Here is a 26,697-nt window from a genome sequence, read left to right as displayed (position 1 = left end):
CAGTGCTTAATTTGAGTCAAGTCGACCCGCACGACGCAAGTCAAGCGACGGCGCGCCGTCGCGCCGCCCGAGCGGGGCCACCCGACGGCAATCAAGGAGGATGAACGTCTCATGACCGGTACCCCGGCACCGCAGCCAGGCCAGCCCATCGTGATCCGCGACGCCATCGTGCTCACGATGGACGACGCGCACACCGTGATCCCCGAGGGCGACGTTCTCGTCGTCGACGGGAAGATCGCCGAGGTCGGTGTCGACCTCGCCGCACCAGACGGCGCGTTCGAGATCGACGCCAAGGGCGGCATCGTCCTGCCCGGCATGATCGACACCCACCGCCACATGTGGCAGACCGCCATGCGCGCCTACGGTGGCGACTGGACGCTGACGCAGTACTTCGTCTGGTACTACCTCGAGCACGGCATGAAGTTCCGCCCGCAGGACATCGCCTCCGGCAACCTCCTGTCGGCACTGGATGCGGTGGAATCCGGCGTCACGACCAGCGTCGACTGGTCGCACGGCCTCCGCACCCCCGAGCACGGCGAGGCGGCTCTCGAGGCGCTCACCACCTCACCGGGGCGCTTCATCCTCGCCTACGGCAACATCCACGCCGGTCCGTGGGAGTGGACCCAGGACCCCGCGGTCCGCCGCGTGATCGAGAAGGCACGCGACGACTCGCGCATGTTCGGCGCACAGGTCGCCTTCGACGTTCCCGGCGACGAGAGCTTCCCGGAGGCTGCGGCCTTCAAGGCCGCGCGCGACCTGGGCGTCTCGGTGACCACCCACGCCGGGGTGTGGGGCGCCACGAACGACAACGGCATCCGCCTCATGTACGACAACGACGCCATGCAGCCGGGCAACGTCTACGTGCACGCCGCGACGCTCAGCGACGACTCGTACATGAAGATCGCCGCGACGGGCGGCACCGTGTCGCTCTCCACCGAGAGCGAGCAGACCTGCGGTCAGGGCTACCCGCCCGCACATGCGCTGCGCCGGCACGGAATCGGAGCATCCCTCTCCGTCGACACGAGTGTGTGGTTCAGCGCCGACATGTTCTCGGCCATGCGCACGACGATCGGCGCCGACCGGTCGCTCGAGCACTACATCGCGCACCAGACGGATGAGACCATCACGCACGCCACCATCCGCGTCGAGGAGGTCGTCGACTGGGCGACCCGCGGCGGCGCGAAGGCGCTGGGCAAGTGGGATCAGGTGGGCAGCCTCGAGGCCGGAAAACTGGCCGACATCGTCGTCATCAAGAACGACAACTCCCCCACGATGTTCCCGATCCTCAACCCGTACAGCCACGTGGTGTACCAGGCACAGCGTGGCGACGTGCACACCGTGCTCGTCGGCGGCGAAGCGGTCAAGTTCGACGGCAAGCTCGTGGCCGGCGACCTGCAGGGCGTCCGCGCGAAGATCGAGGACACCGTGGAGTACCTGCGTTCGGAGCTCGGCGAGGAGACCTGGAAGTCGGGGATGAACCCGGAGATCCCCGAGAAGGAGATCCTCACCAACCCCTACCAGTACCGGCGCGAGACCGAGCCCTCGCACTGACGCTCGTTCCGTGAACGGCCCGCTCCCTGTCGGGGGCGGGCCGTTCCGCATGCAGGTCAGGCGGCGAAGGAGCGGCGGAAGATCGCCCGCGCCCGCACGGCGACGTCGTCCCGGTCGGCGGGCCCGGTGCGGGCGAGTTCGGAGGCCAGCATGGACACCGCGAGGAGAACATCATCGGTCTGAACGTGGGCGCCGATGCGTGCCGCGGCACTCTCGCGGGCGACCAGGTGCGCGACGACCTCACGAAAGCGCTCGCCCAGGCGCAGGACGGCGGGGTCGTGCCGAGCGGACGTGGTCAGTTCGATGAAGGCGGTCGCGGGGGCCGCCTGATCGACGATCGAATCGAAGAGATCGGACAGCCGGGCGTCGGGCCGGTCGGCGAGGCGCTCGAGTTCGGCCACGTTCTCCTCGAACACGGCGGCGGCCAGCGCCACGGGCGTCGGGAAGTGGCGATACAGGCTCCCCTGCCCCACGCCGGCGTGGCGCGCCACCGCACTGAAGGGCGCCCCGAGCCCGCGCTCGCGATAGACCTCCCGCGCGGCGTCGAGGATCGCGCGGCGATTGGCGGGACCGGCGGCCGGTCCGCGATTGGCCTTGACGACCTCTTCCTCTGAACGCGGCACGGGGGCAGCCTAGTACCGGACAAACTTGTCCGGTAGAGAGGAGCCACCCATGGCATCCAACGGAGCACCGCTCAGCGGCGACTCATCCATCGCAACCTGGCTCGACGACCCGGTAGGCGGGGCGATCCTCCGCGATCTGCTGGCGCAAGGCGGTCAGAGCGCGGAAGTCTTCAAGCCGGTGCGCCGGCTGGCGATCAAGCGACTCGTGAAGATGAGCCGGGGCGCGTTCACGCAGGAGATGCTCGACGACCTCGTGCGCCGCGCCGCCGCGGGCGACGTGCCATCCGGCGCCGCCGCCCCCGATGCGGCAGCTCCGTCCGCCACCCCCGCCCCGTCCGAGGATGGCTCCGTCGCGGCCTCGCCGACCGCGGGAGAATCCGCGCCGCTGCGGGAATGGTCCGAGCGGATCGACGGGGGCCGCTTCGCCGACCGTACGGTGATCGTCACCGGCGCAGGCTCCGGTATCGGCCGCGCCGTCGCATCGCGCGTCGCGCGTGAAGGCGGTCACGTCATCGCCGTCGACATCTCGCAGGAGCGCCTGGACGAGCTCGTCGCCGACCACGCGGGAGCCGCGATCGACGCGATCGTGGCCGACATCACCGACGACGACGGGGTCGCCCGGATCGTCGCGACAGCCGGCGACACGATCGACGGCCTGGCGAACATCGCCGGGATCATGGACGACATGACCCCCGTCGGCGATGTGAGCGACGCGGTCTGGCAGCGGGTGTTCCGGGTGAACGTCGACGGCACGATGAAGCTCATGCGCGCCGTCATCCCGGCCATGCTCGCTCAGGGCGGCGGCTCCATCGTCAACACCGCCTCCGAGGCCGCACTGCGCGGCTCCGCCGCCGGCGCTGCCTACACCGCGTCCAAGCACGCGGTGGCCGGGCTGACGAAGAGCTCGGCGTTCATGTACGGCCCGTCGGGCCTCCGGGTGAACGCCGTCGCGCCGGGCGCGACGATCACCAACATCGAGGCGTCGTTCGCATCGCCCCTCGGCGCGGAACGCGTGCAGACCGCCATGGCCGTCATGCCCGATCCGGCCGAAGCGGAGGCCGTCGCCGCATCCATCACGTTCCTGCTGAGCGATGACGGAGTGAACGTCAACGGCCAGATCCTCGCCAGCGACGGAGGCTGGTCCGCCGCCTGACCGCTGCCCCACTCCGTCGACTCGCCACAAAACGTCCGAATTCGGCGGAAAACCGAACGGATTGTGGCGACTCGACGGAGAATGCCGGGATGACGGCATCCCCCGGCCCCGTGGTCCGTACCCGTAAGGGGTCGGTGCGCGGGCTCGCGCGCGAGGGCTCGGCGGCGTTCCTCGGCATTCCGTTCGCCCAGGCGCCGGTGGGCGCGCTGCGTTTCGCGGCCCCCGTGCCGCCGGATCCATGGGAGGGGGTCCGCGATGCCACCGCCTACGGCCCCACACCCCAACGCGGAGACACCGGGGTCACGCTCATCCCCGAGCCGAGCATCCCGGGCGAGGCGACGCTCAACGTCAACGTCTTCACGCCGCGGCCGGGGGATGAGGACGCGGCGCTCCCCGTGCTCGTCTATCTCCACGGCGGCGCCTACGTCTCGGGGTCGCCGGCCAGCCCGTGGTACGACGGCGCGGCGTTCGCGCGCGACGGCGTCGTGACCGTGACACTCTCGTACCGCCTGGGCTTCGACGGGTTCGGCGTCATCGACGGGGCGCCGTCCAACCGAGCCGTGCGGGATTGGCTCGCGGGGCTCGCGTGGGTGCAGGAGGAGATCCGGGCGTTCGGAGGCGACCCTGCGAAGGTGACGCTCGTCGGTCAGAGCGCCGGCGGCGGCGCCGTCCTCACCCTCCTGTCGATGCCTGCCGCGCGAGGGCTCTTCCGCTCGGCCCTCGCGATCTCCCCCGCGCTCAGCGATATCGACCGCGAGCGCGCCGGCGCCGCGGCCGGGCGCCTCGCAACAGCAGCCGGGGTGCCCGCGACGCGGGCGGATTTCGCGAGCATCCCCGAGGAACGGCTGCGAGAGTTGCAGGACAAGGCCGGAGAACCCGAGACCCGCAATCGGCTCGACGTGCTCACCTCGCTCCTGTCCGAAGGCCTGCCGTGGGGGCCGGTGGTCGACGGTGACCTGATACCCGCGCCCGTCGTGGACGCACTGGCCCGGGGCGAGGGCAGCGGCATCCCGCTCGTCCTCGGCTCGACCGATGACGAGTTCACCATGGCGACCCACGGGGCCCGTCGGCTGCTGCGGTTCCTTCCCCTCGGACTGGTGCTGGCACGGCTCGGCCTCCGCGGGACCGCCCAGCGCGCATACCTGCAGGCCAACCGCGCTCAGCGGCGGAAGGGCAACGCGGCACTCCTCGGGCGTTACGCCACCGACCGGGTGTTCCGCGCCGACATCCCCCGGGTCGCCACGGCCCGCGGGGATGCCCCGACGTGGGTGTACCGGTTCGCGTGGCCCTCGCCGGTGATCGGGTGGGCGTGCCACTGCCTGGACGTGCCGTTCTGGTTCGACTGCCTGGATGCCCCGGGGGTGGCCGACATCGCCGGCGACGCACCGCCGCGGAGCCTGGCCGACGCACTGCACTCCAGCGCCGTCGCATTCGTGCGCGAGGGGATGCCGGGATGGGGGGCGTGGTCGGCGGTACCGGGCACGACGCGCGTCTTCGGCGGGCCGGCATCCGCACCCGAGGTGGTGCGCGACGGTTATGCCTCGGTGACCGCACTGCACTGAGGTCCTCGGCGCACCCCCGCCGGCGTCCGCCTGCACGCTTTCAGGCGCGCAGTCGGGGCAGGCGACGCACCGCGCGATCGCGTCAAGGGGCCTCCCCGCGCACGCACGCCGGGCGATGATCGAAGTCGCCGACGCCAATCCGGGCGCTCCAATCGGAAGGCAGGACACGCACATGACGGAATCATTCGACGGCAAGGTCGCTCTCATCACCGGAGCCGCCTCGGGGATCGGCCGGGCCGTCGCGCTCGACCTCGCCGGCCTCGGCGCGAAGGTCGTCGCGGTCGACCTCCAGGAGGATGGGGCGCAGAAGGTGGTCGACGAGATCGTCGCCGCCGGCGGCGAGGCGCGCCCGGTGGCCGCCGACGTCTCCGACGCCCGGCAGGTGAAGGCGGCGGTGGACAGCGCCGTGGAGGCCTTCGGCGGCCTGCACCTCGCGTTCAACAACGCCGGCATCGGCGGACCGCAGGGCCTCCTCGGCGACTACGACGACAGCGACGACTTCGCGGCATACCAGCGCCTCATCGACATCAACCTCAACTCCGTGTACTACGGCATGCGGTACGAGATCCCGGCGATCATCGCCGCGGGCGGCGGTGCGATCGTGAACACGTCCTCCATCCTCGGCCTCGTCGGCGAGGCGACGGCCGCGCCGTATGCGGCGGCGAAGCACGGCGTGGCGGGCATGACCAAGTCGGCCGGTGCCGCCTATGCCGCCCAGGGCGTGCGGATCAACTCGGTGCATCCGGGATACATCGCCACCCCCCTGCTCGACGGGCTGCCGCCGGAGGCGTACGACGCCCTCGTGCAGAAGCACCCGATCGGACGCCTCGGCACCGCGGAGGAGGTCTCGCACCTCGTCGTCTTCCTCCTCAGCGACCGCGCCTCGTTCATCAACGGCTCCCAGCACGCGGTCGACGGCGGCTACACGGCCGTCTGAGCGGGCGCGCGATGTCGGGAGCCGGCGGTATCGTCCTCGCATGAACGGCGACGAGGTCATCGCGTGGCTGCGCGGCGCCGATCCCAGTCTCCGCTGGCAGGTCGAGCGCGACCTGGGCCACGCCCCCGACGCGGTGTGGCAGCGGACCCGCGAGCGGGTCACGACGGAGGGACACGGCGCGGCGCTGCTGACGAAGCAGGCGGATGACGGCCTGTGGGCGGGGGGCGCCTACTTCCCCGCCGACGCGCGTCGCGATGAGCCGGGGCAGCCATGGACGGCGACGACATGGTCGCTCAACTCCCTGCGGGAGTGGGGCGTCCCCCCGGACGCGCTGCGTCCCGATACCGCGGTTCTGCTCGCACGCAACGCGCGGTGGGAGTACGACGACCTTCCATACTGGGGAGGCGAAGTCGACGCGTGCATCAACGGCTACACGCTCGCCAACGGCGCGTGGCTCGGCGCCGACGTGACCGCGATCGCGACATGGTTCGTCGAGCACCGCATGAGCGACGGCGGCTGGAACTGCGACTGGGTCGAAGGCGCCACCCACTCGTCGTTCCATTCGACGCTGAACGCCCTCATCGGAATCCTCGAACACGAACAACGCGCCGGCGGCACGCCGGAGCTGGCGGCGGCACGCCGGGCGGCGGAGGAGTACCTCCTCGAACGCGGCCTCATGCGGCGACTCTCCACCGGCGAGGTCCACGCCCCGTGGGCGACCCACTTCGCGTATCCGTACCGGTGGTTCTACAGCGTGCTGAAGGCCGTCGACTACTTCCGCGCGGCGTCGCTCCACGACGGTACGCCGCCCGACGAGCGGATGTCCGACGCGATCGCGCTCGTGCGCGATGCCCGGGACGCCGACGGAACGTGGCATCAGCAGCTCCGCCACGAGGGACGAACCTGGTTCGACGTGGATGCCCCGCCCGGCGAACCCTCGCGCTGGCTGACGTTCCACGCTCTGCGCGTTCTCGACTGGTGGGATGCGGCACACCGGCCCGTTCCCGTCGCGTGACGTGCGACCCTGGACCATGCGCATCGCACTGACCGGCTCGTCCGGAAAACTAGGCACCGTCGTCGAGCGCGAGCTCCGTACCGCCGGGCACGACGTGATCGCACTGGATGCGGTCGGCCCGCGCCGCGACGGGTTCGTACACGTCGACCTCACCGACTACGGCCAGGTGATCGACACGTTCGGCGGTGTCGGCGATGACCGGGGCGAACTTGACGCGGTCGTGCACCTCGCGGCGATCCCCGCTCCGGGCCTCCGGCCCGATGTCGCGACTTTCCACAACAACATAACGGCGACGTTCAACGTTTTCTGGGCGGCCGTGCGCTCCGGCGTCCGGCGGATCGTCTACGCGTCGAGCGAGACCGTGCTCGGGCTCCCGTTCGACGTACCGCCGCCCTACATCCCGGTCGACGAGGACTACGCCGCGCGCCCGGAGTCGGTGTACTCGCTCGTGAAGCACCTCGAGGAGCAGCTCGCGACCGAGCTGGTGCGGTGGCATCCCGACCTCTCGATCACGGCGCTACGGTTCTCGAACGTCATGGTGCCGGAGGATTACGCGGGGTTCCCCTCCTTTGACGCCGATGCGCGGCTGCGGAAGTGGAACCTGTGGGGCTACATCGATGCGCGCGACGGCGCGCAGGCCGTCCAGCGCGCGCTCGACGCGGCGCCCGCGGGGTTCGACCGCTTCATCATCGCCGCCGCCGACACCGTGATGAGCCGCCCCAACGCCGAGCTCGTCGCCGAGGTGTTTCCGGACGTGCCGGTGCACGGCGACCTCGGCACGAACGACACGCTCCTGTCGATCGACAAGGCGCGGCGCCTGCTCGGGTACGACCCGCAGCACTCCTGGCGCGACTCCTGATCCGGTGAGTGTCCACGCCGTGCACACGGCGACGCCGCCGCATCCGCGGGTCGTGGACGCCCACAGAGGGCCCCGCCGGGGTCAGCCGAGCTGAGGAACCACCTCGCGCTCGAACAGCTCGATGCCCGAGCGGTCGTACGCCGCCTCGGGGAAATAGTGGATGGCGTAACCGAGACCGCGGGCCGCGCGCTCGGCGAGGCGCTCCGCGATCTGCTCCGGGGTCCCCACCCCGGGGGAAGCTCGGTACTCGCGCTCGATGACGTCGGCGCGCTCGGGTCCGACGAAGGGGGCCAGGCGAGCGATGACCGCGGTCAGTCGCTCTTCGACCTCCGCCTCGCTGGAGGCGATGATCGTGTTGAAGTTCGACGAGCGCGTGATGGAGTCGAAGTCGCGCCCGAGGGCGTCGCAGTGACCGCGCAGTACGTCCGACTTGTGGTCGAACTCCTCGAGGGACCCGGCGAAGTTCGTGTACGACGCATACTGCGCCGCGATCTTCAGCGTGACCTTCTCGCCGCCGCCGGCGATCCACAGCGGGATGCCCCCGTCCTGCAGCGGCAACGGCCGCACGATGGCGCCATCCACGGTGTAGTACTTCCCGTCGAGCGTCGCGGATCCGGTCGTCCACGCCTGGTGCATGATCTCGACGCCTTCGCGCAGGCGTCCGAGTCGCTCGGCGATCGGCGGGAATCCGTAACCGTAGGCACGCCACTCGTGCTCGTACCATCCGCCGCCGATACCCATCTCCGTGCGCCCCCCGGAGACGGCATCGACGGTCGCGGCCACCTTCGCCAGATACGCCGGGTTGCGGTAACTCATGCACGTGCACATCTGGCCGAGGCGGATGCGGTCGGTGGATGCGGCGAAGGCCGCCATGAGCGTCCACGCCTCGTGGGTGGCCTCCTCGCTGGCGACGGGGGTGGTGTGGAAGTGGTCGTAGACCCACAGCGACTCCCACGGGCCGGCGTCGGCCTGCTGAGCCAGGTCGCGCATGGTCGCCCAATGCCGGGCCGGGTCGATGCCGACGAGGTCGAAGCGCCAGCCTTGGGGAATGAAGAGTCCGAATCTCATGCCCTCACCCTAGGGATTCGTGGCAATTTTGGCCGCTGGGCTGGACATGACGCAGATCATGTCTCACTTCTGCAGCTTCTGGGGCTCGGAAACCTGCGGAAGTGGGACATCAGGCGAAGGGATGAGCGTGGCATGCGGCATCCGCGCCCGCATGACCGCCACGGCCTCCGGATTGTCGTCCACCAGCACCGCGTCGCGCCCGAGGGCGCTCGCCACTGCGCCGGTCGTCCCGCTGCCCGCGAAGAGGTCCAGCACCCGGTCTCCGGGGCGGCTGGACGCCTGCACGATGCGGCGGAGGATCCCCTCGGGCTTCTGCGTGGGGTACCCGGTCTTCTCGCGTCCCGACGTGGGGACGATCGTGTGCCACCACACATCGGTGGGGAGCTTGCCGCGCGCCGCCTTCTCGGGGGTGACGAGCCCTGGCGCCATGTACGGCTCGCGGTCCACCGCATCCGAATCGAACCAGTACTGCTGCGGGTCCTTGACGTACACGAGGATCGTGTCGTGTTTGGTCGGCCAGCGGCGCCGTGACTTGGCGCCGTAGTCGTACGCCCACACGATCTCGTTGAGGAACCGCTCCCGACCGAACAGCGCATCCAGGAGCACCTTCGCGTAGTGCGCCTCGCGATAATCCAGGTGCACGTAGAGCGTGCCGTCGGGCGCGAGGAGGCGCCACGTCTCCAGCAGCCGCGGCTCGAGAAAACCCCAGTAGTCATCGAAGCGGTCGTCGTAGATGCGCAGATCGCCGCGCAGCTTGTCGTACTCGCGACCGCGGAAGCCGAACCGCGGTCCCATCGGGATGGACGGTTCTTCGCCCGCGGACGCGGGCTGCGGCACCCCCACAGCCGTACTCAGGCTGAGCGGTGCCGGACCCGCCGCCGAACCGGATGTTTCCGCGGCCTGGTCCGACGCCGCGTGCGACGGGGCCTGAGTACGGTCGCGCGGACGCATCGTCTCGACCGCGCGTTCGCGGGAGCGCCCGGTGTTGAACGGCGGGTCGAGATAGATGAGCGTGAACGACGAATCCGCCAGTCCGCGGGCGACCTCGAGATTGTCGCCCTGATGGATGCGGACGGCCCCGGCCGGCGACGCGAAGCCGGGCTCGCCTGCGCTCACGGCACCCGCTGGAGCCACGCGTCGGTGGCGAACTTCGACTCCACCAGCGCCTCGGCCTCGGCGTATTCCTCTTCGGTGATATGCCCCGGGACCGCGCCGTACAGCTGCGTGAACGTGTCGATGAAGCGCTCGATGATCGCCTCGCGAGACAGCCCCGTCTGGCTGCGCAGCGGATCGACCCGCTTGGCGGCCGAGACCGTGCCCTTGTCGCTCAGCTTCTCCCGCCCGATGCGGAGCACGTCGGTGAGCACTCGCCCATCCATGTCGTAGCTCAGCGTGGCGTGGTGGAGCACCCCGCCGTTGGCGAGGCGCTTCTGCGCAGCACCGCCGATCTTGCCGTGCGGACCGGCGATGTCATTGAGCGGCTGGTACGTCGCGTCGATGCCGATGGAGCGGAGCGCCTGCAGCACCCAGTCGTCGAGGAAGGCGTAGGAGTCGGCGAAGGTCATGCCCGCCACGAGGGATGCCGGGACATAGAGGGAGTACGTGACGATCGAGTTCGCCGCCATGAGCATCGCCCCGCCGCCCGAGATGCGGCGCACGACCTCGAATCCGTGCCGCTCCGCGGCCTCGGGATCGACCTCGTTGCGCACGGACTGGAAGGAGCCGATCACGACGGCGTTCTCGTTCCATTCCCACAGCCGGAGAGTCGGGTTGCGCCGCCCGTCGCCGACCCGGGTGGTGAGCACCTCGTCCAGTGCCAGGTTCATCCGCGGGGAGACGGGACGGTCGTGCACGACCTCCCACGAGAAGTCGCGCCATCCCGGTGCTGTAATGAGCGCGCGGCGCACCGCCGTGCCGACGGCCTCGGGCGTGAAGCCCAGCAGCTGAGCGCCCTCGGGGAGCGCGGCGCGGATGGCCGCGGCGATCGTCGTGACATCCGATTCGACGGGAAGCCCGTTGACCGCCGCGTCGATGTCGGCGAGCGCCGAGTCCGGCTCGAGGAAGAAGTCGCCCGCGAGGTGGAACCCTGCGATCCGCCCGTCCCGGTCTTCCAGGTCGACCACCACGAGCTTGCCCCCGGGCACTTTGTATTCGCCGTGCATGCCCCTCAGCCTACGGCGGCGAGCGGCGCGTTCACCCGAGAAACGACATCCCGGGCGAGACGGCACGCATCGCGTCGTGTCTCGCCCGGATCGTCGTTTCTCGCGGGGGTCAGGCGAGGGTCAGGCGCGGGACGGGAAGCGGGGATCGAGCCAGGCCAGGAGGTCGGCGCGCACGTCGGCCTGCATCACCTCGTTGAAGATCTCGTGCCGGGCGCCGGGGTAGACGAGCGTCGTCACGTCGGTGAGCTTCGAGCGGCTGCGGTACGCGTCGGCGAGGCGGTGCACGCTGCGCGGACCGCCCACAGTGTCGTCACCACCCACCATCAGCAGCACCGGGATGTCGCGGCCGAGGTCGCGCCGCGGTCGGCCGTACAGCCGGACGCCCTCGGCCACACCGAACAGGCGGGCGATCGGCACGGAGGTGGTCAGCGGGTCTTCCACGAACGCGGCGCCGACGGCGTCGTCGGACGACAGCCACTGCATCCCGTGGCCCTTGGCGCTCTTCCACGGCTTGTTGAGGTCGCCGGCGTTGAGCGAGACCGGGGTGCGCAGCCCCGATCCGCTCAGCACGAGCGCGTCATAGGCGTCCGGGTGCCGGTCGAGGAGGATCTGCGCCAGGAACGATCCCCACGAGTGCCCGAGCAGGATGAGGGGGAGGCCGGGATGCTGCGCACGGATGCGCTGCGTCAGCATCCACACCGCTCCGACGGCCGCGCGGTGTCCGCCCGGACCGAGCCGGCCCAACCTGCTCGCGTCACCCCGGTGCTGGCGGAGGCCGGTGCGCCCGTGCCCGCGGTGATCATCGGCGTAGACGGTGTAGCCCGCGTCGGTGAGCGCCGCGACGAGGGCGCCGTATCGGCCGGCGTGCTCACCCACTCCGTGCAGCAATTGGACGACTGCCCGGGGGTGCGCGGCCTCGGCGACGTCGTAGACGATCGCGATCCCGTGCGCGTCGGTGAACTCCGGCATGCGCCGAGTCTAGGGTCCGACCGACCCCGCGCAATTTCCCTTAGCAAGGCTAATGAGCTATGCTAATGACCGGCATGACAGAGTCGAACACACCCTCCCCCGACCTCCGTGCCGCAGCATCCGACGTGCGGATGGCGACCTTCCGCCTCGCCCGTCGCCTTCGCGCCGAACGCGCCGTCGACTCCATGAGTGACGGACAGTTCGCGGTGCTCGCGGCACTCACGGTGCACGGTCCGCACACCCTCAGCGCGCTCGCCGACCGCGAGCGCGTGACCTCGCCCTCCATGAATCGCACGGTGAATTCCCTGCAGGAGTCGGGCTACATCACCCGCGCCCCCGTCGATGACGATCGCCGCAAGGTGCTCGTCGATCTCACCGACGCCGGCCGGAATGTGGTCGAGGAGACCGTCCGCCGCCGTGACGCGTGGCTGGAATCCGCGCTCGGCGAACTCACCGGCGACGAGCGCGACCTGCTCGCCGGCGCCGCGGAAGTCATGCGGAAGCTGGCCGAGCGATGACCGCGATGTTCCGCTCGTTCGCCGTCTTCAATTACCGGCTGTGGTTCATCGGAGCCCTGGTGTCCAACGTCGGAGCGTGGATGCAGTCCACCGCGCAGAGCTGGGTGGTCCTCACCGAGCTGACGAACAACGACGCCGGCGCCATGGGCGTCACGATGGCCCTGCAGTTCGCCCCTCCGCTGCTTCTCGTGGGTGTCACCGGCTGGGTCGCCGACCGGTTCGACCGCCGCAAACTCATCATGCTCACCCAGACGCTGATGCTGCTGCTCGCCGTGGCACTCGGCATCCTGGTGCTCTCCGGGGCGATGACCCTCCCCCTGATGTACTGCTTCGCCTTCGGGCTCGGCATCATCACGGCGTTCGACAACCCGGCACGTCAGGCCTTCGTGTCCGACCTGGTGGCGCGCGAGAACGCCTCCAACGCCGTCGCACTGAACGCGGCGTCCTTCAACACCGCTCGCCTCGTCGGCCCGGCCGCCGCGGGCATCATGATCGTGCTGATCGGCAGTGGATGGGTGTTCCTGGTCAACGCCACGACCTTCACCGCGATGATCATCGCTCTCGCACTCATCCGCGTGCACGAACTCATCCCGCGGGCCACCGGATCCGGCCGCTCGCGTCTCGCCGACGGGTTCCGCTACGTCGGAAAGCGGCCCGATCTCCTCGTGATCTTCACGATGGTGTTCCTGCTGGGTGCGTTCGGGATGAACTTCCCGATCTTCGCGTCCACCATGGCGCTGGAGTTCGGTCAGGGCGCCGACGGATTCGGCCTGCTCAGCTCCATCCTCGCGATCGGGTCGCTCGCCGGCGCGCTGCTGGCCGCCCGGCGAGACCGTGCCCGCATGCGCGTGGTCACCCTCGCCGCCGGCGGATTCGGGCTGGCGATGATCGCCTCATCCCTCGCGCCGACCTACCTCACCTACGCGATCACCCTGGTGTTCACCGGCTTCGCGGTCGTCACGATGCTCACGACCGCGAACGGTTATGTGCAGACCACGACCGACCCCGCTCTCCGCGGGCGCGTGCTCGCCCTGTACATGGCGATCCTCCTCGGCGGCACGCCGATCGGCGCACCCGTCGTGGGATGGATGGTGGACCAGTTCGGCACGCGCGTGGCGATCTTCGTCGCGGCGATCATGGCGCTGGTGGCCTGCGGCATCGGCGTGGCGTGGACGCTCGCATCCGGACGCCTGCGCCGGCACGAGTCGCGGCGGTTCCGGCTCACCCTCGACGAGACGCGGCCCATCGGCACCATCCCCGCCGCGGTTCCGGAGGAGTTCAGCGACGAGGTCGCCGGTACCACGCCGATCCCGCTTCCCCAGTCGGCCTCGGCCCGCGCTCTCCGCGACGCGCGTGAGCGCTCGGCGTAAAGGCCTCGGGCCGGCCCGCGGGATCCCACGGGCCGGTCAGCGGCGCGGCGACGTGGAGGCGCGTGCCACGAGCTCGGGCTGGAACACCGTCTGCCGCGGGATGCTCGTCGGATCGGCGGCTTCCTCCAGGAGGATCCGCAAGGCCGTCCGTCCGATCATGCGGCTGGGCTGACGCACCGACGACAGCGGCACGGCAGCCGCGGCGGCGAACGGGATGTCATCGAAGCCGATGACCGCGATCGTGTCGGGCACCAGCATCCGCCCGTCGACGACCAGCGATTGCAGGAGACCGAGAGCGAGCAGGTCATTGGCGGCGAAGATCGCGTCGGGGCGCTCTTTCGGCGGCCGCGCCAGGATGCGCGCGCCCGCGCGGGCACCTTCCTCGACCGTCATCGCCTCCGTGACGATGACCTCGAGCTCCGCATCCACATCGCCGTTTTCGACAGCGGCCCGCCCGCCGGCGAGGCGGTCCGTGACCTGCCGGATATCGAAGGGCCCCCCCACGAACGCCACCCGCCGGCGTCCGCTCGACAACAGGTGCTCCACGGCGAGCCGGCCCCCCGCGACGCTGTCGACCGACACCGACGAGAAGCGGCCGTCTCCGCTGAACCGGTCGACGAGCACAGCGGCGATCCCGCGGTCGCGGAGACGGTGCAGCCGCCCCGTCACATCCCCGTAGGGGGCGATGAGGAGCCCGCGCACCTGCTGCTCCTCGAACAGGTCGATGTACAGGCGCTCCCGCGCGTGGTCCTCGTCGGTGTTGCCGTGAAGGAGCGCCATCCCGTGGCGGATGGCCTCGTCCTCGGCTCCGCGCACGACATCGGTATAGAAAGGGTTCTGCCCGTCCAGGACGACGAATCCGACCGTGCTGCTCACACCCGCGCGAAGTTTCCGGGCCGCGTCGTTGCGGACGTATCCGAGCTCCTCGATGGCACGGTTCACGCGCTCGACGGAGTCGACGGAGACTTCGGAAGGACGGTTCAGCACGTTCGAGACGGTGCCCACCGAGACGCCCGCGCGCTGGGCGACATCCCGGATGCTCGCCGCCATCGTGCCGCCCTCTCCGTCGAATCACGATCGGGTCTCGTTCGCTCTGCGACTTGACCCGCTCTGGTGCGCTCCTTAGAGTATCTGAAACCCACCTGAATCGATTCAGGTACTTTTCATCCTCAACGAGGAGGCCGAATGGCAGTCGCAGCGGACGCCCCTGCGCTCCCCGCCCACGCCCTCGAGCTGCGCCGCGTGGTGAAGTCGTTCGGCCCCGTCATCGCGCTGCGATCGGGCACGCTGACCCTGGACCGCGGGTCGATCCACGCGCTCGTCGGCGAGAACGGCGCCGGAAAGTCGACGCTCGTCAAGATCATCGCGGGGTTGTACCGCCGGGATGCGGGAGACTTCCTCCTCGACGGCGAATCCGTCGACTTCACGACGACCGCGCAGTCCAAGGCCGCCGGTATCGCCGTCATCTACCAGGAACCGACGCTCTTCCCTGACTTGTCGGTGACGGAGAACATCTTCATGGGTCGCCAGCCCGTCGGCGCGATCCGCCGCATCGACCGGAAGGCCATGCGGCGCGAAGCATCCGAGATCTTCCAGCGGCTCGGCGTCGCGCTGGATCCCGACCGCATCACCGAGGGCCTCTCGATCGCCGATCAGCAGATCATCGAGATCGCCAAGGCCATCTCGCTCGACGCGCAGGTGCTGATCATGGATGAGCCCACCGCGGCCCTGAGCGGCGTTGAGGTGGAGCGTCTGTTCGCCGTCGCCCGGAGCCTCCGCGACGAGGGCCGCGCGCTTCTGTTCATCTCCCACCGCTTCGACGAGGTCTTCGCGCTGTGCGACACGGTCACCGTGATGCGCGACGGCACGTACGTCGACACGACGCTCATTGCCGAGACCACCGTCGACGATCTGGTTCGGCAGATGGTGGGTCGCGACGTGACGGAACTCTTTCCGAAGCTTCCCTCCACCGTGGGAGAGGTCGTCCTCGAGGTCGAGGGCCTCACCCGCACCGGGGTGTTCCGCAACGTCTCCTTCACGCTCCGCTCCGGCGAGATCGTCGGACTCGCCGGCCTCGTGGGTGCCGGCCGCAGCGAGGTCGCGCGTGCCGTCTTCGGCGTCGACCCGTACGAATCGGGGACCGTCCGTCTCCGTGGCACCCCGCTCCCCAAGGGCAACCCCCGCGCGGCGACGGCCCGCGGGATCGCCCTCGTCCCCGAAGACCGCCGCAAGCAGGGTCTTGTGCTGGACGAGAGCGTCAGCCGCAACATGACCCTCGCCATCCGCGGGAAGCTCGCCAAATGGGGCCTCCTGTGGGGCGCCGCCGAGAACCGCGCGGCCCAGGTGTGGGCGAGCCGGCTGGAAGTGAAGACCGCCGCCCTCGACGCCGAGGCCGGCACCCTCAGCGGCGGTAATCAGCAGAAGGTCGTGCTCGGCAAGTGGCTCGCCACGGAGCCCCGCGTTCTCATCGTGGACGAGCCCACCCGCGGCATCGATGTGGGGACGAAGGCCGAGGTGCACCGCTTGCTGTCCGAGCTCGCTCAGCAGGGCATGGCGATCCTCATGATCTCGTCCGAACTGCCGGAGGTACTGGGAATGGCCGATCGAGTCCTCGTGATGCGGGAGGGACGCCTCACCGGCGAGTTCGACCGCGCTGCTGCGACTCCCGAGGCGATCATGTTCGCCGCGACGGCGGATGCGGAGGCACTCCGGTGAGCGCTCCGCTGACGACGTCTGCCCCGCCCGTCCGCCCCGGATCAAGCTCCGCGACGAAGTTCGTCTCGCACGTCGCAACGGCCCGCGAAACCGGCATCGTCGTGGCGCTCGTGCTCATCGTCGTCATCGCCACGACCCGCAACCCGTCGTTCGTCTTCTCCTCCGACGGATTCCGGGACCTGCTCCTCACTCCGTCGCTGCTGCTGCTCGTGGCCGTCGGCCAGGCGATCGTCATCATCACCCGCAACGTCGACCTGTCGGTGGGCTCGGTCGTCGGGCTCACCGCGTACCTCACCGGCCGGTTGTTCGTCGACATCCCGGGCATCCCGCTGATCGGCGTGTTCCTCGGCGGCCTCATACTGGGCGCGGTCCTGGGCCTCATCAACGGCGCACTGGTGGCCTACGCCAAGGTGCCCGCCCTGGTGATCACGCTCGGGACGATGTACATCTACCGGGGCATCAACGTGGCGTGGGCCGGCAGCGACCGCATCAACGCGTCTGACCTCCCTCGCGACTTCCGGGGCCTCGGCACGGGGCAGCTCCTCGGCATCCCGATCCTCACGATCATCGCTGTCGTCGTGCTGGTTCTGGCGGCGTGGTACCTGCGCAACCTCCGCAGCGGACGGGAGCTCTACGCGATCGGCTCCGATCCCTCGGCCGCCCACCTCTACGGGCTCAAGGTCACGCGACGCGTCGTCGGAGCATTCGTCGTGAGCGGTGCCCTCGCCGGCCTCGCCGGTGTTCTTTACGCCGCCCGCTACGGCACGGTCAGCTCGGGCGCCGGATTCGGGTGGGAACTGCAGGCGATCGGTGCGGCGGTCATCGGCGGCGTCGCCATCTCGGGCGGCGTGGGCACCGTGTGGGGCGCGGCGATCGGCGCGTTCCTCCTGCTGACGATCAACCGCGCCCTGCCGATCCTCGGGATCGACGACTTCTGGCAGCGCGCCGTCGTGGGCGCGCTCATCCTCGGCGCCATCGTGCTCGACCGTGTCCTCGCCGTCCGGCAATCCCGAAGACTCACCGCACAGAGGGAGGCCGGCCGATGAGCGCCCCGGCCGTCGTGACCCCGGCACGCACCTACCGCACCCACGCGCGACCGCTGTGGCGCCGCATCCTGCTCACGCGGGAGACCGCGGTGATCGCCCTGCTGCTCCTGGTGATCATCGTGTCGCTGGCGACCGTGCGCAATTTCGACAGCCCGCTGACCGTCACGTACCTGCTGCGCGACGTCGCACCGATCCTGTTGATCGCTCTGCCGATGACCCTCATCATCATCACCGAGGAGATCGACCTCTCCGTCGCCAGCATCGTCGGGCTCACCAGCGTGGTCACCGGTGTCCTCACCGCGGGCGGCTGGCCCTTCGAGATCGCCGCTCTCCTCGCGATCGTGGTGGGCGTGTCGGCGGGGGCCCTCAACGGGTTCCTCGTGACGGTGGTGGGGCTCCCTTCGCTCGCGGTCACGATCGGGACGCTCGCCCTCTTCCGCGGCATCGCGGTCGGGATGCTGGGCACCGAAGCCATCACCGACTTCCCCGAGTACTGGACCGACCTGGCCAAAGCCAACATCCCCGGCACGCCTGTTCCCGTCATCATGATCCCGTTCGTGATCCTGGCGATCGCGTTCGCCGTGCTGCTGCACCTCACGCCGTTCGGGCGGTCGTTGTATGCCATCGGACTCAATAAGGAGGCGGCACAGTTCTCGGGCGTCGACGTCGGGCGGACGAAGTTCACGCTCTTCGTGCTCAGCGGCGCGGTGTCCGGGTTCGCGGGGGTGTACTTCACGCTGCTGTACGGCAACGCGCGAGGTGAGAACGCCATGGGACTCGAGCTGCAGATCATCGCCGCGGTGCTGCTGGGCGGGGTGTCGATCTTCGGCGGCCGCGGGGCCATCCACGGCGTGATCGCCGGCGTCCTCCTCATCGGCACCCTCGGCAGCGCGCTGCGCCTGGCCGGCGTGACGAGCGACATCATCAACGTCATCACCGGAGTGCTTCTGGTGCTCTCGGTGGTGTCCGCCAGCCTCCTCGCCTGGCTGCAGGCCCGGAGGTCGGCAGCCCTCGGCAAGAGGAACGGGAGAGCTCGGCGCGACGCGGAGGCGTCGGGCGCGTCTCTCCCTTAGACCCCACCCGCACCACGGAAGGAAACAATGATGTTCGGACTTCAGCGAAAGGCCCGCGTCGGCACCGCCGCGGCCGCGCTCGCGCTTGCCGTGACGCTCGTCGCGACGGGCTGCTCGGGCGGCAGCGGCAGCGGCGGGAGCAACGGAGGCGACGGAGGTGGCGAGGGCGGCGACCTGTCGATCACGTTCCTGCCGAAGAACCTCGGCAACCCCTACTTCGACACCTCCAACTCGGGCGGCGAGGAAGCGATCGAAGAGTTCGGTGGCACATTCGAGGAGGTCGGACCCAGCGAGGCGACCCCGACGTCGCAGGTGAGCTTCATCCAGACCGCCGCCCAGCAGGGCGTCGGCGGCCTCGTCATCTCGGCGAACGATCCCGAGGCCATCTGTGACGCCTTGGATGAGGCGCGCTCGGCGGGTGTGAAGGTGGTCACGTTCGACTCCGACACCAACCCCGAGTGCCGCGACCTGTTCATCAACCAGGCCTCGGCCGAGGGTATCGCCAAGGCACAGGTCGACCTGATCGCGGAGCAGATCGGCGACGCCGGTCAGGTCGCGATCCTGTCGGCGGCGGCCAACGCCACGAACCAGAACGCCTGGATCGAGCTCATGCAGGAAGAGCTGGCCGCGAACCACCCCGACATCGAGCTCGTGGATGTCGTCTACGGTGACGACGACGACCAGACCTCGTTCGACCGCACGGCGGCACTCCTGCAGACCTACCCCGAGCTCAAGGGCATCGTCTCGCCCACCACGGTCGGTATCGCTGCAGCGGCGCGCTACCTCTCCACCTCGGAGTACAAGGGCAAGGTCGCGCTGACCGGGCTCGGCACGCCGAACCAGATGCGGGAGTACGTCGAGGACGGCACCGTCACCGCGTTCGCCCTGTGGAACCCGGCCGACCTCGGCTACCTGGCCGCCTTCGCGACGAAGTCGCTCATCGACGGCGACATCACCGGCGAGGCCGGCGACACCTTCGAAGCCGGCAAGCTCGGCGAGTACGAGGTGGGCGAGGACGGCGTCGTGCTGCTCGGCGACCCCTTCGTCTTCGACGCGGAGAACATCGCCGAGTTCGACTTCTGATCCATCCGCCTCGGAGCCCCGGTCGTCTTCGGACGGCCGGGGCTTCGGCGTCCTCGGCCACACTCCCGGTCGCTTCGCGGGCCGGGAGCCTTCGCGTTCGCGGGGCGACGCCGCCCGCTTGCGGATCTCCTGGGTTTTGACGGCAACGAAATCGGCCATCCGGCCGATAGCTAGATAAGCTAGCGATATGCCGCACTCGTCGCGTCGCCGCTGGCTCGGACTCGTCTTCATCAGCATCGCCGTTTCGCTGATCATCGTCGACTCGACGATCGTCAACGTCGCGATCCCCTCCATCGTGGACGAGCTCGGCATCACCTCCACCGAGGTTCAGTGGGTGCAGGAGTCGTACACGCTCGTGTTCGCCTCGCTGCTGCTGGTCTTCGGCAGCCTTGCCGACAGGTTCGGGCGACGGTGGATGCTGCTGATCGGCGTCGTGATCTTCGCGGTGGCATCCGTGGCCGCCGCCCTCGCTCCCACCGGAGAGCTGCTCATCTTCTCGCGCCTGATCCAGGGCGTGGGCGGTTCGATGATCCTGCCGACGACGCTCTCGATCATCAATGCGACATTCCGCGGACGCGAGCGGGGCATCGCGTTCGCCGTGTGGGGCTCGACGATCGGTGGGATGGCGGCGCTCGGGCCGCTCCTCGGCGGCTGGCTGACCACGGCGTTCTCCTGGCGCTGGGCCTTCGGCATCAACATCCCACTCGGGCTCATCATCTTCATCGGCGTGCTCCTCACCGTGACGGAGTCGCGCGGCGAACGCACGCAGCGCACGGACGTCGTCGGAGCACTCCTGTCCGTGATCACGATGGCCACGCTCGTCTTCGGACTCATCGAAGGGCGCACCTATGGCTGGTGGCGCACCGACACCCAGCCGCAGATCGGCGGGTGGACGTGGCCCTGGGAGCTCTCTCCCGTGCCGATCGCCTTCGGAATCTCGCTGGCCGGCTTGATCGCGTTCATCGCCTGGGGGCTCCGTCGTCAGCGGCGCGGAGAATCCACGCTGCTCGCCCTCGGCCTGTTCCGCATCGCGTCGTTCCGCAACGGCAACATCGCCGCGATGGTGGTCTCGCTCGGTGAGTTCGGCATCATCCTGGCCCTGCCGCTGTGGCTGCAATTCGTCCTGGGCTTCGATGCCCTGCAGACCGGGCTCGTGCTCCTCGCCCTGGCCGTCGGCTCGTTCGTCGCGAGCGGGGTGGCTGCCGCTCTGGCGAACCGCGTCGCCCCCGTGTGGGTGGTGCGGGTCGGATTGCTCGCGGAGGTCATCGGCGTCGGCGGGGTGGCGTTCGCCATCGGCCCCGACTCGTCCTGGGGTCCGCTGCTGCCCTTCCTCTTCGTATACGGGTTCGGTGTGGGGCTGGCCACCGCACAGCTGACCGGCGTCGTGCTCGCAGACGTTCCTCCGGCCGAGGGAGGGCAGGCGTCGGGTACGCAGTCGACGTCGCGGCAACTGGGGGCGGCACTCGGTGTCGCCGTGCTCGGGACAGTGTTGTTCTCAAGCACCGCCGGCATCCTGGACGCGAAGCTCGCGGATCGGGGCATCCCCGACACCCAGAGGGAGCAGACGGTCTCGGCCGTGGTCGACAGCGCGGGCGGCGCGATCGCCGGGCTCGCCGCATCCCCCGAGACCGCCGACCTCGCCGAGGACGCGAGAGCCGCCTTCTCCGAGGGCACCCGCGCTGCGGGCTTCACAGCGGCGGGTTTCCTCGCCCTGGGCCTGCTGTCGACGCTTTCGCTCGGCAGCGCGGCATCCCGTCCACGTCCGGAGGAGGAACCAGCCAGCGCCGCCCCCGCCCCCTGACTCCGCCGCGCCTCCGGGTTCATGCGGCACACCTCGGCTTGACGTGCCCGCCGGCCCGCGGCACGCCGCCGGCTCGACGCGTCCGACCGCCCCGGCCCACGCACGCCGTCAGCCGGAGGTGGAGGCTCGCACGACGAGCTCGGGGCGGAAGCGCACGGTCGACTCGGCCGGCGCCAGCACCCCGGCGGCTTGCCGCAGGGCGAGGTCGACCGCCGTCCATCCGATCAGTTCCGCAGGCTGGCGCACCGAGGTGAGCGGCACCACCGCGGCCGCCGCGAAGTCGATGTCGTCGTAGCCGACGAGCGCGATGTCATCCGGAACCCGCACCTGAGCCAGCATGGACAGGGCCTGAAGCACACCCATGGCGAGCAGGTCGTTGGCGGCGAAGACCGCGTCGGGGCGGTCGGTCGCAGCCCGCTCACGCAGCTGCTCCCCCGCGGTACGTCCGTGGAGGACGGTCATCCCCGCGCACTCGACCACCTCGAGCACGGCGCCTCCGACCGCGGCCACCGCGCGCCGGGCGCCGGCGAGCCGGTCGGCGACCTGGCGCGTGTCCGATGGTCCGCCGAGGTACACCAGCCGCCGACGGCCGAGGGAGAGCAGGTGCGCCGCGGCGAGGTACCCGCCCTCCTCGTCGTCGACCGCCACCGACGCGAGCCCCGATCCCGGCGCCTCCCGGTCGACGAGGGTGACGGGAATTCCGGATGCGGTCAGCCGCGCCAGCGCGGAGAGATCCTCGGATACGGGCGAGACGAGCACCCCGTTCACGCGCTGCTCGCGGAAAAGGTCGAGGTAGGAGGCCTCACGCCCCGCGGATTGCTCGCTGCTCCCGAGCAGCACCACGAGCCCGTCCTCGGCGGCGCGGCTCTCGGCACCGCGTGCGACGGCCGCGAAGAACGGGTTCCCGACATCGGGCACCACGAGGCCGATGCCCCGGCTGCGGCCGGCCCGGAGTTGCCGCGCAGCATCGTTGCGGACGTACCCGAGCTCGGCGATCGCCGCTCGCACGCGCTCGACGGCGTCGGGGGCCACCTGCGTCCGGGCGTTCAGCACGTTGGAGACCGTGCCGACCGAGACGCCCGCGCGCGCGGCGACGTCTCGGATGGTGGCGGTCATGCGGGCGCGGACCTTTCGGGCTCGGGGTGGCTTGACTGTACCGCAGCCGCTCTCCGCCGAGGATGGCCTGATTGACGGAGCGAAGCCACCCGTCTACTCTGGTATGAAACGATTCACCCGCGCAAAGACGCCCGCCCCTCACCGAAGAGACCCGCCCATGTCCTCTCCCGCTCGTCCGGCCCGTGTGTGCTTCACGCTGCAGGTGCGGCCGGAGAAACTGGACGAGTACCTCGCGCGCCACGCGCCCGTGTGGCCCGAAATGCTCGCCGAGATCGCGGCTGCCGGACGGCGCAACTACTCGCTCTTCCTCGGCGAGGGTGGCCGCCTCATCGGCTACTACGAAACGGACGACGACGCGGCCGCGCAGGCGTACCTGGCAGCATCCGCGGTCGCCGCCCGCTGGGAAGAGGACATGGCCCCCTTCTTCGTGGGGCTCGACGGTCGGCCCGACCAGGCGGCCACGCCGCTGGCCGAGGTGTTCCACCTCGAAGACCAGCTCGCGGATGCGGCGCCCCCGGCATCCGCGCCTCCCGCAGTCACTGCATCCACCTCCACCGAAAGCGACCACGCATGAACTCTCTCTCCCCCGAGATCTTCTCCACTCTCGAAGCCCAGAAGATCGAGCTGCCGTCCTGGGCTTTCGGCAATTCCGGCACGCGCTTCAAGGTGTTCACGACCCCCGGGACCCCGCGCGACCCGTTCGAGAAGATCGCCGACGCCGCAGAGGTGAACCGCTTCACGGCCCTCGCCCCGAGCGTCGCGCTGCACATTCCGTGGGACAAGGTCGAGGACTACGCCGCCCTCCGCCGGCACGCCGAAGACCTGGGTGTGACGCTCGGCACGATCAACTCCAACACCTTCCAGGACGACGACTACAAGTTCGGCGCGCTCACCCACGCCGACGACACGATCCGCCGGAAGGCCATCGATCACCACCTCGAGTGCATCGACATCATGGGCGAGACCGGCTCGCGCGACCTGAAGATCTGGCTGGCGGAGGGGTCGAACTACCCCGGCCAGAACGATATGCGGGCCAGACAGGATCGCCTTTCCGAGTCCCTCAGCGAGATCTACGCGCGCCTCTCGGGCGACCAGCGCCTCGTACTCGAGTACAAGTTCTTCGAGCCGTCGTTCTACCACACCGATGTTCCCGACTGGGGGACGTCCTACGTGCAGGTCGCCGCCCTCGGCGAGCGGGCTGTCGTGTGCCTCGACACGGGACACCACGCCCCCGGCACCAACATCGAGTTCATCGTGATGCAGCTGCTGCGTCTGGGAAAGCTGGGGTCGTTCGACTTCAACTCGCGTTTCTATGCCGATGACGACCTGATCGTCGGTGCCGCCGACCCCTTCCAGCTCTTCCGCATCCTGGTCGAGGTCGTCCGCGGCGGAGGCCTCAACAATCCGGACGTGGCGTTCATGCTCGATCAGTGCCACAACATCGAGAAGAAGATCCCCGGCCAGATCCGCTCGGTACTGAACGTGCAGGAGATGACTGCGCGAGCGCTGCTGCTGGACCGCGACGCGCTCAGCGCCGCGCAGGATGCCAACGACGTCCTGGCCGCCAACGCGGTGGTGATGGATGCCTTCTATACCGACGTGCGTCCGGCCCTGGCCGAGTGGCGCGAGTCGCGCGGGCTGCCTGCCGATCCGATGGCCGCCTACGCCGCATCCGGATACCAGGAACGCATCGAAGCGGAGCGCGTCGGCGGAACCCAGGCAGGCTGGGGGGCGTGAGGTCCGCTCACGCGGCGGGTCTTGCCCGCCCGAAGTCGCACCTCCGCGCGGGAACGGACCTCCCCGCCGAACCCGCCTCTCTGCCCGCCTCCTGACTCGAAGGATCCCCGAATGACGAACCCCACCGCCGCCGAGCTGATCGCGCGGAGCAACCGCCTGGGCGCCGACCCCAAGAACACGAACTACGCCGGCGGTAACACCTCCGCGAAAGGCACCGAGACCGACCCCGTCACGGGCGAGCCGGTGGAACTGCTGTGGGTGAAGGGCTCCGGCGGAGACCTCGGGACGCTCACCGAGAAGGGCCTCGCGGTGCTGCGGCTGGACCGCATGCGCGCGCTCGTCGACGTCTACCCGGGCATCGAGCGCGAGGACGAGATGGTCGCGGCGTTCGACTACTGCCTGCACGGCAAGGGCGGCGCCGCCCCCTCCATCGACACCGCGATGCACGGCCTGGTGGATGCTGCGCACGTCGACCATCTGCATCCCGATTCCGGCATCGCGATCGCCACCGCCGCCGACGGCGAGGCGCGCACGACGCAGATCTTCGGTGAGAAGGTCGTGTGGGTGCCGTGGCGTCGGCCCGGCTTCCAGCTCGGCCTGGACATCGCCGCCATCAAGGCGCAGAACCCGCAGGCGATCGGGTGCATCCTGGGCGGTCACGGCATCACGGCGTGGGGTGACACGTCGGATGAGGCGGAGGCGAATTCGCTGTGGATCATCCGCACCGCGGAGGCCTACATCGCCGAGCACGGCCGGCCCGATCCCTTCGGCGGGGTGCGCGCCGGCTTCGAGGCGCTGCCCGAGACCGAGCGGCGGGCAAAGGCCGCGGCCCTCGCCCCCACCATCCGTGGGCTCGCGTCGACCGACAAGCCGATGGTCGGGCACTTCACCGATTCGGCGGACGTGCTGGAGTTCCTCGCCGCGGAGAAGGCCCCGGCGCTGGCCGCCCTCGGCACGAGCTGCCCCGACCATTTCCTGCGCACCAAGGTCAAGCCGATGCTGCTCGACCTGCCCGCCGCGGCGACCGTCGAGGAATCCATCGCCCGCCTGAAGGAACTGCGCGAGCAGTATCGCGCCGACTACCAGGCGTACTACGACGCGCACGCGGATGCGGACTCCCCCGCCATGCGCGGAGCCGACCCGCTCATCGTCCTGATCCCCGGTGTCGGGATGTTCTCGTACGGCGCGAACAAGCAGACCGCCCGGGTGGCGGGAGAGTTCTACGTCAACGCCATCCACGTGATGCGCGGCGCCGAGGCGCTGTCGACCTACACGCCGATCTCGGACGCGGAGAAGTTCCGCATCGAGTACTGGGCGCTGGAGGAGGCGAAACTGCAGCGGATGCCGAAACCGAAGTCGCACCAGGGCCGCGTCGCGTTCGTCACCGGCGCCGCATCCGGAATCGGCAAGGCCATCGCCACCCGCCTGGCGGCCGAAGGCGCGTGCGTCGTGGTCGCCGACCTGGACCTCGAGAAGGCACAGGCCGCGGCGGCCGAGCTCGGGAACACGGATGTCGCGATCGGCATCGCCGCGAACGTCGCAGACGCCGATGCCGTGCAGGCAGCGATCGACGCGACTCTGCTGGCGTTCGGCGGCATCGACCTCGTCGTCAACAACGCGGGACTCTCCCTGTCGAAGCCGCTCCTGGAGACCACCGAGAACGACTGGGATCTGCAGCACGACGTCATGGCGAAGGGCTCGTTCTTCGTGTCGAAGGCCGCGGCTCGCGCGCTCATCGCGCAGAGCATGGGCGGCGACATCATCTACATCTCTTCGAAGAACTCCGTCTTCGCCGGTCCGAACAACATCGCGTACTCCGCGACCAAGGCCGACCAGGCGCACCAGGTGCGGCTGCTGGCGGTCGAGCTCGGTGAGTACGGCGTGCGGGTGAACGGCATCAATCCCGACGGTGTCGTGCGCGGTTCGGGCATCTTCGCCTCCGGCTGGGGCGCCAACCGCGCCGCGACGTACGGCGTGAAGGAAGAAGACCTCGGGCAGTACTACGCGAACCGCACCATCCTCAAGCGCGAGGTCGTGCCCGAGAACGTCGCCGACGCCGTGTACGTGCTGACGGGACCCGAGCTGTCCCGCACGACGGGACTGCACGTGCCGGTCGACTCCGGCGTCGCCGCCGCGTTCCTGCGATGAGCGATCGGCCTCGGGTGTACGGCTTGCCGCCGAACGCACGACGTGCCGACGCCAGCATGCCGTGCACTCGGCGCGACGTCGTGCATTCGGCGGGCCGGGCCGCCGCTGCGGCAGCCGCGGTCCGTGCGGCAGGAGCGGTCCCCGAGCGTGTCGAAGGGCCCGCGACCGGCACCGGACCCCTCGACACGCTC

23 protein-coding genes are annotated in these 26,697 nt (G+C 69.9%); 16 read left to right on the top strand and 7 right to left on the bottom strand.

Annotation, left to right across the window (positions count from 1 at the left end):
• The first annotated feature begins 111 nt into the window (after window positions 1–111).
• On the top strand, window positions 112–1,551 hold the full coding sequence (locus tag AC4FS1_RS13690) for an amidohydrolase family protein (RefSeq protein WP_491156020.1): 1,440 nt from the start codon (window positions 112–114) through the stop codon (window positions 1,549–1,551).
• A 56-nt stretch (window positions 1,552–1,607) separates the two neighbouring features.
• Here AC4FS1_RS13690 and AC4FS1_RS13685 read toward each other — a convergent pair whose 3' ends face one another.
• The gene (locus tag AC4FS1_RS13685) at window positions 1,608–2,174 is read right to left on the bottom strand and encodes a TetR family transcriptional regulator (protein ID WP_491156018.1); all 567 of its coding nucleotides are present in this window, start codon (window positions 2,172–2,174) and stop codon (window positions 1,608–1,610) included.
• A gap of 49 nt (window positions 2,175–2,223) precedes the next feature.
• On the opposite strand from AC4FS1_RS13685, the gene AC4FS1_RS13680 reads away from it, so the two are divergent.
• The 5 genes from AC4FS1_RS13680 to AC4FS1_RS13660 all read left to right on the top strand — a co-directional run bounded on the left by AC4FS1_RS13680 (window position 2,224) and on the right by AC4FS1_RS13660 (window position 7,700).
• Window positions 2,224–3,327 (top strand): SDR family NAD(P)-dependent oxidoreductase, encoded by a 1,104-nt coding sequence (locus tag AC4FS1_RS13680; protein ID WP_491156017.1) that lies wholly within the window; start codon window positions 2,224–2,226, stop codon window positions 3,325–3,327.
• Between the two features lie 89 nt (window positions 3,328–3,416).
• Window positions 3,417–4,889 carry a carboxylesterase/lipase family protein gene (locus tag AC4FS1_RS13675; protein WP_491156015.1) on the top strand — a complete coding sequence of 491 codons (1,473 nt, stop codon included), beginning with the start codon at window positions 3,417–3,419 and terminating at the stop codon, window positions 4,887–4,889.
• A 172-nt stretch (window positions 4,890–5,061) separates the two neighbouring features.
• Complete coding sequence (locus tag AC4FS1_RS13670) at window positions 5,062–5,826, top strand: SDR family NAD(P)-dependent oxidoreductase (protein ID WP_491156014.1); 765 nt, start codon at window positions 5,062–5,064, stop codon at window positions 5,824–5,826.
• Window positions 5,827–5,866: 40 nt separating this feature from the next.
• A complete protein-coding gene (locus AC4FS1_RS13665; RefSeq protein ID WP_491156012.1) occupies window positions 5,867–6,841 on the top strand; it encodes a squalene cyclase in 975 nt (324 codons plus the stop codon).
• Window positions 6,842–6,857: 16 nt separating this feature from the next.
• Window positions 6,858–7,700, top strand: coding sequence for an NAD-dependent epimerase/dehydratase family protein (locus tag AC4FS1_RS13660; protein WP_491156772.1), 843 nt, complete (start codon window positions 6,858–6,860; stop codon window positions 7,698–7,700).
• A gap of 81 nt (window positions 7,701–7,781) precedes the next feature.
• Here the strand turns inward: AC4FS1_RS13660 and AC4FS1_RS13655 are convergent, their stop codons facing one another.
• The 4 genes from AC4FS1_RS13655 to AC4FS1_RS13640 all read right to left on the bottom strand — a co-directional run bounded on the left by AC4FS1_RS13655 (window position 7,782) and on the right by AC4FS1_RS13640 (window position 11,899).
• Window positions 7,782–8,768, bottom strand: coding sequence for an LLM class F420-dependent oxidoreductase (locus AC4FS1_RS13655; protein WP_491156010.1), 987 nt, complete (start codon window positions 8,766–8,768; stop codon window positions 7,782–7,784).
• Between the two features lie 63 nt (window positions 8,769–8,831).
• Window positions 8,832–9,884 (bottom strand): DNA-methyltransferase, encoded by a 1,053-nt coding sequence (locus tag AC4FS1_RS13650; protein ID WP_491156008.1) that lies wholly within the window; start codon window positions 9,882–9,884, stop codon window positions 8,832–8,834.
• Window positions 9,881–10,930 (bottom strand): lipoate-protein ligase LplAB, encoded by a 1,050-nt coding sequence (gene lplAB, locus AC4FS1_RS13645; protein ID WP_491156007.1) that lies wholly within the window; start codon window positions 10,928–10,930, stop codon window positions 9,881–9,883. The genes AC4FS1_RS13650 and lplAB overlap by 4 nt, the downstream gene beginning before the upstream one ends.
• Before the next feature lie 120 nt (window positions 10,931–11,050).
• The gene (locus tag AC4FS1_RS13640; RefSeq protein WP_491156005.1) at window positions 11,051–11,899 is read right to left on the bottom strand and encodes an alpha/beta fold hydrolase; all 849 of its coding nucleotides are present in this window, start codon (window positions 11,897–11,899) and stop codon (window positions 11,051–11,053) included.
• Between the two features lie 59 nt (window positions 11,900–11,958).
• On the opposite strand from AC4FS1_RS13640, the gene AC4FS1_RS13635 reads away from it, so the two are divergent.
• Both AC4FS1_RS13635 and AC4FS1_RS13630 read left to right on the top strand, forming a co-directional pair.
• Window positions 11,959–12,417 (top strand): MarR family winged helix-turn-helix transcriptional regulator, encoded by a 459-nt coding sequence (locus tag AC4FS1_RS13635; RefSeq protein WP_491156003.1) that lies wholly within the window; start codon window positions 11,959–11,961, stop codon window positions 12,415–12,417.
• A complete protein-coding gene (locus tag AC4FS1_RS13630) occupies window positions 12,414–13,787 on the top strand; it encodes an MFS transporter (protein ID WP_491156000.1) in 1,374 nt (457 codons plus the stop codon). Before AC4FS1_RS13635 ends, AC4FS1_RS13630 begins: the two co-directional genes overlap by 4 nt.
• A gap of 36 nt (window positions 13,788–13,823) precedes the next feature.
• On the opposite strand, the gene AC4FS1_RS13625 is transcribed toward AC4FS1_RS13630, so the two are convergent.
• Window positions 13,824–14,837 (bottom strand): LacI family DNA-binding transcriptional regulator, encoded by a 1,014-nt coding sequence (locus AC4FS1_RS13625; protein ID WP_491155999.1) that lies wholly within the window; start codon window positions 14,835–14,837, stop codon window positions 13,824–13,826.
• A 135-nt stretch (window positions 14,838–14,972) separates the two neighbouring features.
• Here AC4FS1_RS13625 and AC4FS1_RS13620 point away from each other — a divergent pair, with 135 nt between their 5' ends.
• From AC4FS1_RS13620 to AC4FS1_RS13600, 5 genes are all read left to right on the top strand, one after another.
• On the top strand, window positions 14,973–16,502 hold the full coding sequence (locus AC4FS1_RS13620) for a sugar ABC transporter ATP-binding protein (protein ID WP_491155997.1): 1,530 nt from the start codon (window positions 14,973–14,975) through the stop codon (window positions 16,500–16,502).
• Complete coding sequence (locus AC4FS1_RS13615; protein WP_491155995.1) at window positions 16,499–17,548, top strand: ABC transporter permease; 1,050 nt, start codon at window positions 16,499–16,501, stop codon at window positions 17,546–17,548. Before AC4FS1_RS13620 ends, AC4FS1_RS13615 begins: the two co-directional genes overlap by 4 nt.
• Window positions 17,545–18,621 carry an ABC transporter permease gene (locus AC4FS1_RS13610; protein ID WP_491155993.1) on the top strand — a complete coding sequence of 359 codons (1,077 nt, stop codon included), beginning with the start codon at window positions 17,545–17,547 and terminating at the stop codon, window positions 18,619–18,621. The genes AC4FS1_RS13615 and AC4FS1_RS13610 overlap by 4 nt, the downstream gene beginning before the upstream one ends.
• Before the next feature lie 30 nt (window positions 18,622–18,651).
• Window positions 18,652–19,704, top strand: coding sequence for a rhamnose ABC transporter substrate-binding protein (rhaS, locus tag AC4FS1_RS13605; protein WP_491155991.1), 1,053 nt, complete (start codon window positions 18,652–18,654; stop codon window positions 19,702–19,704).
• A 187-nt stretch (window positions 19,705–19,891) separates the two neighbouring features.
• Complete coding sequence (locus AC4FS1_RS13600; RefSeq protein WP_491155988.1) at window positions 19,892–21,505, top strand: DHA2 family efflux MFS transporter permease subunit; 1,614 nt, start codon at window positions 19,892–19,894, stop codon at window positions 21,503–21,505.
• Between the two features lie 108 nt (window positions 21,506–21,613).
• On the opposite strand, the gene AC4FS1_RS13595 is transcribed toward AC4FS1_RS13600, so the two are convergent.
• On the bottom strand, window positions 21,614–22,621 hold the full coding sequence (locus AC4FS1_RS13595) for a LacI family DNA-binding transcriptional regulator (protein ID WP_491155986.1): 1,008 nt from the start codon (window positions 22,619–22,621) through the stop codon (window positions 21,614–21,616).
• A 157-nt stretch (window positions 22,622–22,778) separates the two neighbouring features.
• On the opposite strand from AC4FS1_RS13595, the gene AC4FS1_RS13590 reads away from it, so the two are divergent.
• From AC4FS1_RS13590 to AC4FS1_RS13580, 3 genes are all read left to right on the top strand, one after another.
• A complete protein-coding gene (locus tag AC4FS1_RS13590) occupies window positions 22,779–23,195 on the top strand; it encodes an L-rhamnose mutarotase (RefSeq protein ID WP_491155984.1) in 417 nt (138 codons plus the stop codon).
• Window positions 23,192–24,358, top strand: coding sequence for an L-rhamnose isomerase (gene rhaI, locus AC4FS1_RS13585; protein ID WP_491155983.1), 1,167 nt, complete (start codon window positions 23,192–23,194; stop codon window positions 24,356–24,358). The genes AC4FS1_RS13590 and rhaI overlap by 4 nt, the downstream gene beginning before the upstream one ends.
• Before the next feature lie 111 nt (window positions 24,359–24,469).
• Window positions 24,470–26,506 (top strand): bifunctional aldolase/short-chain dehydrogenase, encoded by a 2,037-nt coding sequence (locus AC4FS1_RS13580; protein WP_491155981.1) that lies wholly within the window; start codon window positions 24,470–24,472, stop codon window positions 26,504–26,506.
• Window positions 26,507–26,697: the final 191 nt, after the last annotated feature.

It is taken from the genome of Microbacterium sp. Z12_35 (genome assembly GCF_058310475.1).
This window is presented reverse-complemented; position numbering and strand designations above follow the sequence as displayed.